General features: G+C 69.6%; 11 protein-coding genes. 10 read left to right on the top strand and 1 reads right to left on the bottom strand.

The features are described 5' to 3' along the window. Positions 1-6 precede the first annotated feature (6 nt). From BGO45_RS10570 to BGO45_RS10555, 4 genes are all read left to right on the top strand, one after another. The gene (locus BGO45_RS10570) at positions 7-1,287 is read left to right on the top strand and encodes a hypothetical protein (protein ID WP_292693924.1); all 1,281 of its coding nucleotides are present in this window, start codon (positions 7-9) and stop codon (positions 1,285-1,287) included. A 63-nt stretch (positions 1,288-1,350) separates the two neighbouring features. Then, positions 1,351-2,652: a histidinol dehydrogenase gene (hisD, locus tag BGO45_RS10565; protein ID WP_292693922.1), complete on the top strand. Its 1,302-nt coding sequence runs from the start codon at positions 1,351-1,353 to the stop codon at positions 2,650-2,652. A gap of 12 nt (positions 2,653-2,664) precedes the next feature. After that, on the top strand, positions 2,665-3,156 hold the full coding sequence (gene nrdR, locus BGO45_RS10560) for a transcriptional regulator NrdR (RefSeq protein ID WP_076490690.1): 492 nt from the start codon (positions 2,665-2,667) through the stop codon (positions 3,154-3,156). A 10-nt stretch (positions 3,157-3,166) separates the two neighbouring features. Beyond that, positions 3,167-4,192, top strand: coding sequence for a quinone-dependent dihydroorotate dehydrogenase (locus BGO45_RS10555; RefSeq protein ID WP_292693919.1), 1,026 nt, complete (start codon positions 3,167-3,169; stop codon positions 4,190-4,192). Between the two features lie 126 nt (positions 4,193-4,318). Here the strand turns inward: BGO45_RS10555 and BGO45_RS10550 are convergent, their stop codons facing one another. Further along, positions 4,319-4,891 carry a DUF3043 domain-containing protein gene (locus tag BGO45_RS10550; RefSeq protein WP_292693916.1) on the bottom strand — a complete coding sequence of 191 codons (573 nt, stop codon included), beginning with the start codon at positions 4,889-4,891 and terminating at the stop codon, positions 4,319-4,321. Between the two features lie 46 nt (positions 4,892-4,937). On the opposite strand from BGO45_RS10550, the gene BGO45_RS10545 reads away from it, so the two are divergent. From BGO45_RS10545 to BGO45_RS10520, 6 genes are all read left to right on the top strand, one after another. After that, positions 4,938-6,332, top strand: coding sequence for a dipeptidase (locus BGO45_RS10545; RefSeq protein ID WP_292693913.1), 1,395 nt, complete (start codon positions 4,938-4,940; stop codon positions 6,330-6,332). Positions 6,333-6,404: 72 nt separating this feature from the next. Beyond that, complete coding sequence (gene erpA / locus BGO45_RS10540; protein WP_076490686.1) at positions 6,405-6,770, top strand: iron-sulfur cluster insertion protein ErpA; 366 nt, start codon at positions 6,405-6,407, stop codon at positions 6,768-6,770. Between the two features lie 168 nt (positions 6,771-6,938). After that, positions 6,939-7,820 carry a cytochrome c oxidase subunit II gene (gene coxB / locus BGO45_RS10535; RefSeq protein ID WP_083696495.1) on the top strand — a complete coding sequence of 294 codons (882 nt, stop codon included), beginning with the start codon at positions 6,939-6,941 and terminating at the stop codon, positions 7,818-7,820. Positions 7,821-7,822: 2 nt separating this feature from the next. Beyond that, complete coding sequence (gene ctaD, locus BGO45_RS10530; protein WP_076490684.1) at positions 7,823-9,586, top strand: cytochrome c oxidase subunit I; 1,764 nt, start codon at positions 7,823-7,825, stop codon at positions 9,584-9,586. Positions 9,587-9,589: 3 nt separating this feature from the next. Next, complete coding sequence (locus BGO45_RS10525; protein ID WP_292693905.1) at positions 9,590-10,006, top strand: cytochrome c oxidase subunit 4; 417 nt, start codon at positions 9,590-9,592, stop codon at positions 10,004-10,006. A 4-nt stretch (positions 10,007-10,010) separates the two neighbouring features. Beyond that, a complete protein-coding gene (locus BGO45_RS10520; RefSeq protein ID WP_292693903.1) occupies positions 10,011-10,799 on the top strand; it encodes a protein phosphatase 2C domain-containing protein in 789 nt (262 codons plus the stop codon).

The following is a 10,799-nucleotide window of genomic DNA, read 5'->3' as shown; positions in this document are numbered from 1 at the left end:
ACCATCGTGACCGATCGCTACGACGACCTGTCCGCGCACGACGCGGGCGCGGCGGCGGACGACTCCGCTTCGGGGACGGACGGCTCGACTCCCACGGGCACACCCGCCGCCGCCCCGTGGACCGGGCGCTCCGACGCCGAGACCGGCGACCTCGACCGTGACACGGACGACGACGCGGCCGCGGGGCAGCAGATCGGCGCTCGCGCGCACGTGAACGCCCGCCGCTCGACGCACACCGAGCTGCCCGACGCCGACGCGCACGCCGCGCATGCCCCGCACGGGACGACGGCGTCGACCGACGCCGCCCCGCAGTACGGCGTGGGCCCGTTCTCGATCCGCGAGATCGCGCTGCTCGGGATCTGGGCCGTGATCTTCCTGGTCTCCTTCTTCCCGACGAACAACCTGCCCGCCAACGTCCGCGTGCTCGGCGGCGGCGACAACGTGTGGCTGTCCGGCGTGTGGTGGATCCCCACCGTTGCGCTCCCGACGATCGCGGTGGGCCTGCTGGTGCTCCGCCGCCTGTCTCCGCAGGGCATCCGACGGGTCGGGTCGCTGGGGATCGATCAGTTCGCCTCGGTGGCCTTCTCGGTCGCGGCGCTCGTGTGGGTCGCCTGGGTCTGGGACGCCGTGTCGGTGGTGGCCGAGACCGGTCTCTGGACGCGCACCTGGGTCGTCTGGGTCGGTGCCGTGTTCGCTCTGGCGGGCGTGGTCCTCACCGTCTTCGCGCCGATCATCCCGCCGTTCGAGCAGGACTTCCAAGGACGTCCGGACGCGCCCGCGCATCGCAACGCCCGTTCGGTCCGGGCCGTGTCGAAGCGTCCCGCTCGTCCGCGTCCGGTGCGCGCTCCGTCGACCTCCCCGGTCGAGGCGGACGGCCGCGACGCATCGGCCGACCACGGCGCGGCGATCGGACACGGTCCCGTGCCCGGCAGCTACACGGGGTCGACCGATCTCCCGCACACGTCCGACGCCGAGCCGGCGACCTCGGTGTTCCCGACCCACAGTGATGCGCACGACACCGACGTGATCGGGTCAGACGGCACCGCGGCATCCGTCGAGCACACGCGCGAGCACGCGACCGCACCGCGGCACCCGCAGCCGCAGGCGTTCTGGGCGCTGGTACCCGAAGACCGCGACGTCGTCGACGACTACGGCACTCCGATCTTCCGCGTGGGTCCGACGGCGTGGGCGCTCGTGATCGAGGATCGCGGCGAGACCTTCGTCATCCGGCACGACGACGGGCGCATCGGATACCTGCACGACATCGCAGGCGTCACGCGCGGCTGAGCACCGCCTGCGAGCCGCCCGCCCCACCGCGGGCGGCTCGTCTGCGACCGGTAGCCTGGAGGCATGCTCCGCACCATCGACCTGCGCGGTCGCGCGCTCTCGCCGGCCGAGTTCCTCGCCGTGGTTCCCCGGGCCGACGCGGCCCGTGACGAAGCGTTGGCCACGGCGGCGCGCATCGTCGACGACGTCGCCCGACGCGGCGAGGACGCCCTCCGCGAGCAGGCCGCGACCTTCGACCGTGTCAGCGATCACGCCATCGCCGTCCCGGCCGCCCACCTCGACGAGGCTCTCGAAGATCTCGATCCCGGCATCCGTGCCGCCCTCGATGAGGCGATCCGTCGCGTGCGCGCCGCGTCCGCCGCGCAGATCCCCGCGCCGTCGGTGACCGAGCTCGGTCCCGGTGCGCGGGTGACGCAGCGCTGGCAGCCGGTCCGTCGTGTCGGTCTCTACGTCCCGGGCGGCAAGGCCGTCTACCCGTCCAGTGTCGTCATGAACGTCGTCCCCGCCCAGGTGGCCGGGGTCCGCGAGGTCGCGCTCGCCTCGCCGCCGCAGGCGGAGTTCGGCGGTCGCGTCCACCCCGTGATCCTTGCGGCCGCGAAGCTGCTCGGGGTCACCGAGGTGTACGCGATGGGCGGGGCCGGGGCGATCGGTGCGTTCGCCTGGGGAGTCCCGTCACTGGGACTGGACCCGGTCGACGTGGTGACGGGGCCCGGCAACAACTTCGTCGCTTCGGCCAAGCGGGCGGTCGCGGGACGCGTGGGCACCGACTCCGAGGCGGGTGCGACCGAGATCCTCATCGTCGCCGACGGGTCGGCCGATCCGGCACTCGTCGCCGCGGACCTCGTGAGCCAGGCCGAGCACGACGAGCAGGCTTCGGCCGTGCTCGTCACCGATGCCCCCGGTCTCGCCGACGCCGTTCGGGCGGCGCTCGAGCCCCGCGTCGCCGGTACCCGTCACGCCGAGCGCGTGCGCGCGGCCTTCGGCGGGCCGCAGTCGGCGATCGTGCTCGTCGACGACATCGCGCAGGCCACGGCCTTCAGCAACGCCTACGCCCCCGAGCACCTCGAGCTGCACCTGGCCGATGCGCGCCCGGACGAGTACGTCAACGCCGGTGCCGTGTTCGTGGGTCCCTACACTCCCGTCAGCCTGGGCGACTACCTCGCCGGCAGCAACCACGTGCTGCCCACGGGGGGACAGTCCCGCTACAGCGCCGGCCTGTCCGCTGCGACGTTCCTCCGGCCCCAGCAGGTCGTCGAGTACGACCGGGGCGCTCTGGAGGCGGTGCACGAGTCGATCGTCACCCTGGCCGAGGCCGAGGCGCTCCCCGCGCACGGTGAGGCCGTCACAGCACGATTCGCGGACTGATCGAGGTTTCCCATGCACTGCCCGTTCTGCCGTAACCCGGACTCCCGCGTCATCGACTCGCGGACGAGCGACGACGGGCTCAGCATCCGTCGGCGCCGGCAGTGTCCGAAGTGCGGCGGCCGTTTCTCGACGGTCGAGACCGCGAGCTTGAATGTGATCAAGCGCTCCGGGGTCGTCGAGCCGTTCAGTCGCGAGAAGGTCATGTCCGGCGTGCGCAAGGCCTGCCAGGGGCGACCGGTGACGGATGCCGACCTCGCCATGCTCGCGCAACAGGTCGAGGAGGCGATCCGCCAGACGGGGTCCTCGCAGATCGAGGCGAACGAGATCGGCCTGTCGATCCTCGGGCCGCTGCGCGAACTCGACGAGGTGGCCTACCTTCGGTTCGCGAGCGTCTACCAGGCCTTCGAATCGCTCGACGACTTCGATGCCGCGATCGCGCAGCTGCGCGCCGACCATGCCGCACGAGCGGTGTCCGCGCCCGCCGCGCACGACGACGTCCAGTAGCCTGGCGGGGATGTATCCCCTTCTCTTCCGCTCGGTCCTCAGCCGCCTCGATCCCGAGTTCGCGCACCACCTGGGTGCTCTCGTCATCCGTGCCGCGGGCGTGGGGCCGGTGGCATCCGTCGTGCGTGCCGGTACGGCGCCCGACCCGTCGCAGAGCGTGCGCGCCCTCGGGCTCACGTTCGAATCGCCCTTCGGCGTGGCGGCCGGGTTCGACAAGAACGTCACGATGGTCCGCGGCCTCCGGGCCCTGGGGTTCGGCCACGTCGAGGTGGGGACGGTCACGGCCCTGCCCCAGCCGGGGAACCCGAAGCCGCGCCTGTTCCGCCTGGTGGCCGACCGTGCGGTGATCAACCGCATGGGATTCAACAACGAGGGTGCCGAGGTCGCGGCTCGACGTCTGCGGGCGCTGCGCCGGTCGCGTCGGCGTCCCGTCATCGGGGTCAACATCGGCAAGAGCCGGGCGGTCGCGGTCGAGGATGCCACGACCGACTACGTCCGCAGCGCACGCCTGCTCGCCCCGCTCGCCGACTATCTCGTGGTGAACGTCTCCTCGCCCAACACTCCCGGCCTGCGCGGATTGCAGGCCGTGGAGACGCTGCGGCCGCTGCTCGCGGCGGTGCTCGACGCGGCCGGGACGACGCCGCTGCTCGTGAAGATCGCCCCCGACCTCGCGGACGACGAGGTCGGCGACATCTCCCGCCTCGCCGTGGACCTGGGACTCTCGGGCATCATCGCCACCAACACGACCATCGCCCGCGACGGGCTGCGGACGTCGTCGGAGACCGTCGAGGCGGCCGGTCTCGGCGGGCTGTCGGGTGCGCCCCTGAAGCAGCGCGCGATCGAGGTGCTCGACCTCGTGCGGGCCGCGGTCCCGGAAGACTTCGTGGTGATCTCGGCCGGGGGAGTGGAGACCGCCGCGGACGTCCGCGAGCGACTCGCGCACGGGGCGACGCTCGTCCAGGGGTACACCGCGTTCCTCTATCGCGGGCCGCTGTGGGCACGCCAGATCAATCGCGGACTCGCCGGCCGCCACTGACACGACGTCGCCCGCCCGGCGCGCACGGCAATCGCACGTCTACCGGGGGACGGCGACACGACTCCCGCCCGCACACGACGACGGCGGCGGGCCCCGAAGGACCACGCCGCCGTCGCAGAACCTGCGTCAGGCCGGGTACTGGCCGCGCTTCACCTGCGCCTTCGGGAGACGCATGAAGCGCATCTGCACCGTGCGCATCGCGGAGTACCAGCCGAGACCCTTCTCGAGTCGGTCCTCGCCGAACTTCGCCTTCGCGGCGCGCTTGACGCGGATGGAGGTGATGATCATGTCGCCGATGACGAAGAGGATGAAGATCCACAGCGCCACGAACGACCAGTACTGGAAGAAGCCGTTCGGCACGAGCGTCAGCACGATGACGAGGATCATGAAGGGCATCACGCCCTCGCCCAGGTGCCATCCGGCGTCGACGAAGTCGCGTGCGAAACGGCGCTGCGGTCCCTTGTCGCGCACGGGGAGGTAGCGCTCGTCGCCGGCCGCCATGCCGACGCGGGCCTTCTCGCGCTGCGCCGCCAGGTCGGCGCGGGCGCGGGCCTTCGCCTCCTTGGTGTCGGCCACGAGGGGGCGCTTGCGCGCGGCCTCCTGCTCGGCCCGAGACGGCGTCGCACGCCCCTTGCCCGTGGCGGTGGCATCCCCCGCGACGGGGGTGTCGTTGGGGACGGGGGCAGGGGACTTGGCCACGGATAACCTCGAGAGCTCACTGGATCGGAGATTTAAGATTACCCGCATGACCCCTGACCTGTCCCGGCAGGATGCCGTACGCGCCACCGCGTCCGACGGCATCCCCGCAGCCCTCGCCGACCTCGGTGCGCTCGTGCGCATCCCTTCCATCGCCTGGCCCGCGTTCGACCAGTCGGGGGTGGCCCGCAGCGCCGACGCGGTCGCCGAGCTGCTGCGCGGCACCGGCGTGTTCGAGCGGGTCGAGGTGGCACGCGCCGCGATCGCGGACAGCGACGAACTCGGACAGCCCGCGGTCCTGGCATCCCGTCCGGCCCGCAACGGCCGCCCCACGGTCCTCCTCTACGCCCACCACGACGTTCAGCCCCCCGGAGACGAGGCGCTCTGGGACTCGCCGCCGTTCGAGCCCACGGTCCGCGACGGTCGCCTCTACGGGCGAGGAGCCGCCGACGACAAGGCCGGCATCATGGTGCACGTCGGAGCGATCCGCGCCCTCGCCGAGACGCTCGGCGACGACCTCGACCTCGGCATCGCCGTGTTCATCGAGGGCGAGGAGGAGTACGGCTCCCGCTCCTTCGCTCGTTTCCTCGTGGACCACGCCGACGTCCTGCGCTCCGACGTCATCGTGGTCGCCGATTCCGGCAACTGGGACGAGCGCACACCCGCCGTGACCGTCTCGTTGCGCGGCAACGCCCGTTTCACGCTCACGGTGCGCACGCTCGCCCACGCGTCCCACTCGGGGATGATGGGCGGCGCGGTCCCGGATGCCATGCTCGCCACCGTCAAGCTCCTCGCGACCCTGTGGGACGACGACGGCGCCGTGGCGGTCGAGGGGCTCGCGGTCCGCGACGCCGAGACGCCCGAATACGACGAGGCGACGCTCCGCGGCGAGTCCGGCCTGCTCGACGGCGTGTCGCCGATCGGGCGCGACAGCATCCTCAGCCGCCTGTGGAACAAGCCGTCCGTGACCATCACCGGATGGGATGCCACCCCCGTGGAGTCCGCGTCGAACACCCTCGCCCCCGAGACGCGCGTGGTCATCAGCGCCCGCGTCGCGCCGGGGCAGCCCGCCGAGGAGGCGTTCGCCGCCATCGAAGCGCACCTGCGCGCGCACGCCCCCTTCGGCGCGCAGCTGGAGTTCACCGACGTCGACTGCGGCGACGCGTTCCTGGTCGACACCATCGGTTGGGCCGTGGAGGACGCCCGCGCGGCGTTCGCCGAGGGCTACGGCGTGGAGTCGGTCGACGTCGGGGTGGGGGGATCGATCCCCTTCATCGCCGACCTCGTCCGCGAGTTCCCCGGCGCCCAGATCCTGGTGACCGGGGTGGAGGACCCGCACGCGCGGGCACACAGCCCCAACGAGTCGTTGCACCTGGAGACGTTCCGCAACGCCCTCGTCTCGGAGGCGCTGCTGCTGGAACGACTCAACCGCCGCACCGTCTGATCGGCTCCGCGGGGACGAGCCGGGCGTAGAATCGACTCGTCCCCGCGACCGAACGACCCGAAGGGCCACGCCATGACCGACACGACACTGTCGTCCGACGCCGTCACCCGCGAGCACGGAGTCGCCCTGACCGACGCCGCCGCCGACAAGGTGAAGAGCCTGCTGTCGCAGGAAGGACGCGACGACCTGCGCCTGCGGGTCGCCGTGCAGCCGGGCGGATGCTCGGGCCTGATCTACCAGCTCTACTTCGACGAGCGCTATCTCGACGGCGACAAGGTCGCCGACTTCGACGGTGTCGAGGTCATCGTCGACGACATGAGCGTCCCGTACCTCGACGGTGCGAGCATCGACTTCAAGGACACGATCTCGGAGCAGGGCTTCACGATCGACAACCCCAACGCGCAGGGCTCCTGCGCGTGCGGCGACAGCTTCCACTGAGCCGCGCCACGACGCTCCGGCGCCGAATTCGACGACCCCCGGGAATCGCGGATCACACCGCGAGAACCGGGGGTTTTCGATGCTTCGGTGCTGGACGATTGGCCAGAGAACCGTAAGAGGTTGCTCTAGACTATCGAGAGCAACATCCACGACCCGGAAAGGTGCACTGTGCCCTCCAAACGTCGCCTTCGTTGGGCAGCCGTCCCCGTCGGGATCGCTTCCGTCGCACTCCTGTCGGGCTGCTCCACTGCGCAGCTGCACGGATTCCTTCCCGGCTTCGTCGATGACGGAACGCCCGCGACGAACCACACCGACATGGTCGCCGGTCTGTGGGTGAACTCGTGGATCGTCCTGCTCGCGGTCGGCGTGATCACGTGGGGCCTCATGCTGTGGGCCGTCATCGCCTACCGCCGTCGCAAGGGCCAGTCGGGCCTGCCGGTGCAGCTGCGATACAACATGCCCGTCGAGATCTTCTACACGGTCGTGCCGCTGATCCTCGTGATCGGGTTCTTCGCCTTCACCGCGCGTGACCAGAACACCCTCGAGACCCAGTACGACAACCCGGACGTCTCCATCACCGCCTACGGCAAGCAGTGGGCGTGGGACTTCCAGTACAACGGCACGAAGGAAGACAACTCCGACGCCGTGTACTCGATGGGTGTCCAGGCAAAGGCGACCGGCGACGGATACGACCTCCAGGACGTGCCGACGCTCTACCTCCCGGTGAACAAGACGGTCAAGATCGACCTGCGTTCGCGCGATGTGATCCATTCGTTCTGGATCATCGACTTCCTCTACAAGAAGGACATGTACCTCGGTCGTGAGAACGAGTGGTCGTTCACTCCGACGCGCGAGGGCACGTACGAAGGCAAGTGCGCCGAGCTCTGCGGTGAGTACCACTCCGCCATGCTCTTCAACGTCAAGGTCGTGAGCGAAGCAGAATACGAGTCGTACCTCGACTCGCTGCGCGCGGCCGGTGACGTGGGCGACATCAGCGATCTGTCCCGCCTGCAGAACCTCAACACGGCCGGCGCCGAAGGGAACAAGTGATCATGGCCACGACGCTTCCGCTCCAGGGCACGGGTCCTTCGCGTCCCACGACGCTCCCGCCCCGTCAGGCCGCTCTGCTGAGCAGCACCCGCGTCGAGCAGAAGGGCAACCTGGTCGTCAAGTGGATCACCTCCACCGACCACAAGACCATCGGGTACATGTACCTGATCGCGTCGGTGCTCTTCTTCATGCTCGGCGGCGTGATGGCCCTCATCATTCGTGCGGAGCTCTTCGAGCCCGGGATGCAGATCATCCCGACCAAAGAGCAGTACAACCAGCTCTTCACGATGCACGGCACGATCATGCTGCTGATGTTCGCGACGCCGCTGTTCGCCGGTTTCGCCAACGCGCTCCTGCCGCTGCAGATCGGCGCCCCCGACGTGGCCTTCCCGCGTCTGAACGCGTTCGCGTTCTGGCTGTTCCTCTTCGGCTCCACGATCGCGGTGTCGGGCTTCCTCACCCCGCAGGGCGCCGCCGGGTTCGGTTGGTTCGCATATCAGCCGCTGGCGAATGCGAGCTTCTCCCCGGGCGTCGGAGGCAACCTCTGGATGCTGGGCCTCGGCATCAGCGGTTTCGGCACGATCCTCGGCGCCGTCAACTTCATCACGACGGTCCTCACGATGCGCGCGCCCGGCATGACGATGTGGCGGATGCCGATCTTCTCCTGGAACACGCTCATCACGAGCATCCTGATCCTGCTCGCGTTCCCGGTCCTCGCCGCGGCCATCTTCGCCGCCGCCGCCGACCGCGTGCTCGGCGCCCAGATCTACAACCCCGAGAACGGCGGCGTGCTGCTGTGGCAGCACCTGTTCTGGTTCTTCGGTCACCCCGAGGTGTACATCATCGCCCTGCCGTTCTTCGGCATCGTGTCGGAGATCTTCCCGGTGTTCAGCCGCAAGCCGATCTTCGGGTACAAGACGCTCGTCTACGCGACGATCGCGATCGCGGCCCTGTCGGTCGCCGTGTGGGCGCACCACATGTACGTCACCGGCGGTGTGCTGCTCCCGTTCTTCGCGCTCATGACGATGCTCATCGCGGTGCCCACCGGTGTGAAGATCTTCAACTGGATCGGTACCCTCTGGCGGGGATCGGTGACCTTCGAGACGCCGATGGTCTTCGCACTCGGCTTCCTGGTCTCGTTCGTCTTCGGTGGACTCACCGGCGTCATCCTGGCGTCGCCCCCGCTGGACTTCCACCTCTCCGACTCGTACTTCGTCGTCGCGCACTTCCACTACGTCGTGTTCGGCACGGTCGTGTTCGCGATGTTCGCCGGCTTCTACTTCTGGTGGCCGAAGTGGACGGGCAAGATGCTCAACGAGCGTCTCGGCATGGTGCACTTCTGGATGCTGTTCATCGGCTTCCACATGACGTTCCTGATCCAGCACTGGCTGGGCGTGGACGGCATGGTCCGTCGCTACGCCGACTACGCCGCGGCCGACGGGTTCACCTGGGGCAACCAGCTGTCCACCATCGGCTCGATGATCCTGGGCGCTTCGATGATCCCGTTCCTGCTGAACGTCTGGATCACGGCGCGCAAGGCGCCGCGCGTGACGGTCGACGACCCGTGGGGCTACGGCGCGTCGCTCGAGTGGGCCACGTCCTGCCCGCCGCCGCGTCACAACTTCACGTCGATCCCGCGTATCCGCAGCGAGCGTCCCGCGTTCGACCTGAACCACCCCGAGGCCGGGATCCCGGTCGGCGTGGGTCCTGCGAAGGACGCGCCCGACGCGCCCGTCGTCGACACCGCAGCCGGAGAGGTCAAGTAACCCATGCGTACCAATGTCGGACTCTGGTGGCTGCTCACGGGCTTCGCGTTCTTCATCGGCATCGTCTACGCGGTGTGGAACGTGATCAGCCACGGCTCGGTGGAGTGGGTGGGAACGGTTGCGCTGATCTTCATGGGCTTGATGAGCGCCATGATCGCGTTCTACATCGGCCGTGTCGTCACGGCACAGCGCGGTGAGCTCCCCGAGGACTCGCTGACGGCCGACATCGACGACGGCGACCCCGAGATGGGCGAGTTCAGCCCGTGGTCGTGGTGGCCCATCGTCCTCGCCGGCTCGGCCGCGATCGCCGTCATCGGACTGGCGGTCGGCAGCTGGCTCGTGCCCGTGGCCTTCGCCATCTTCGCGATCGCCATCGTCGGCTGGGTCTACGAGTACTACCGCGGGTACTTCGCGCGCTGATCTCGTGCCCCTTCGGTTGAACACCGCGGCCGTCTCCGACGCCGGCGCCCACCGTCCCACCAATCAGGATGCCGCATTCGCGGCATCCTGGGGGGCGGCGGTGGCCGATGGCGTGGGAGGCGGCCCTTCTGGCGATCTCGCTTCGGCATCCCTCGTGCACCGCCTCGTGGCGACGCGGGGGACAGGGCTGGATGCCGAAGGGCTGCTCGTCCGCATTCGCGAAGCGAACTGGGACATCCGTGCCCACGTGGAACGCGACCCCGCCCTGCAGGGTATGGCCACGACTTTCACTGGCGTGTTCCTCGGGGTCGATTCGGAGCTGCTGCTCGCTCATACGGGCGACTCTCGCGCCTACCTGCTGCGTGACGAGGAGTTCACGCGTCAAACGCGTGACGACTCCTATGTGCAGGCGCTCGTCGACCACGGCATCATCTCTCCGGAAGCGGCTGCCTCTCATCCGCGGCGAAACATCATCACCGCGTCTCTCGGGGGTTCCGAGGGCGATGTGGTCTCGGTCGCGTCGCACGCGCCGCGCGTGGGCGACCGGTGGATGCTGTGCAGCGACGGCCTGACGGACTACGTGCCTGAGGCGGACGTCGCACGTCTCATCGCCGCTGCGCCCGACCCGCGTTCCGCCGCCGCCTCCACGGTGGCGCTGGCTCTCGAGGCCGGCACGCGCGACAACGTGACCGTTGTGGTGTGCGACATCGTGGACGACGAACTCCCGCCGGGCGACCCCGTGTTCTTCGGTTCGGCCGCGCGCTGGTTCACGGAGGACGTCGAGATCGCGTGA

The sequence above is a fragment of the Microbacterium sp. 71-36 genome (genome assembly GCF_001898305.1).
Lineage (GTDB): Bacteria > Actinomycetota > Actinomycetes > Actinomycetales > Microbacteriaceae > Microbacterium.
This window is presented reverse-complemented; position numbering and strand designations above follow the sequence as displayed.

Excerpts from the sequence above, each read along its gene's own strand:
- erpA (WP_076490686.1), top strand. The coding sequence starts at position 6,405 with ATGACCGACACGACACTGTCGTCCGACGCCGTCACCCGCGAGCACGGA.
- hisD (WP_292693922.1), top strand. The coding sequence starts at position 1,351 with ATGCTCCGCACCATCGACCTGCGCGGTCGCGCGCTCTCGCCGGCCGAG.
- BGO45_RS10545 (WP_292693913.1), top strand. The coding sequence starts at position 4,938 with ATGACCCCTGACCTGTCCCGGCAGGATGCCGTACGCGCCACCGCGTCC.
- nrdR (WP_076490690.1), top strand. The coding sequence starts at position 2,665 with ATGCACTGCCCGTTCTGCCGTAACCCGGACTCCCGCGTCATCGACTCG.
- BGO45_RS10525 (WP_292693905.1), top strand. The coding sequence starts at position 9,590 with ATGCGTACCAATGTCGGACTCTGGTGGCTGCTCACGGGCTTCGCGTTC.
- ctaD (WP_076490684.1), top strand. The coding sequence starts at position 7,823 with ATGGCCACGACGCTTCCGCTCCAGGGCACGGGTCCTTCGCGTCCCACG.
- BGO45_RS10555 (WP_292693919.1), top strand. The coding sequence starts at position 3,167 with ATGTATCCCCTTCTCTTCCGCTCGGTCCTCAGCCGCCTCGATCCCGAG.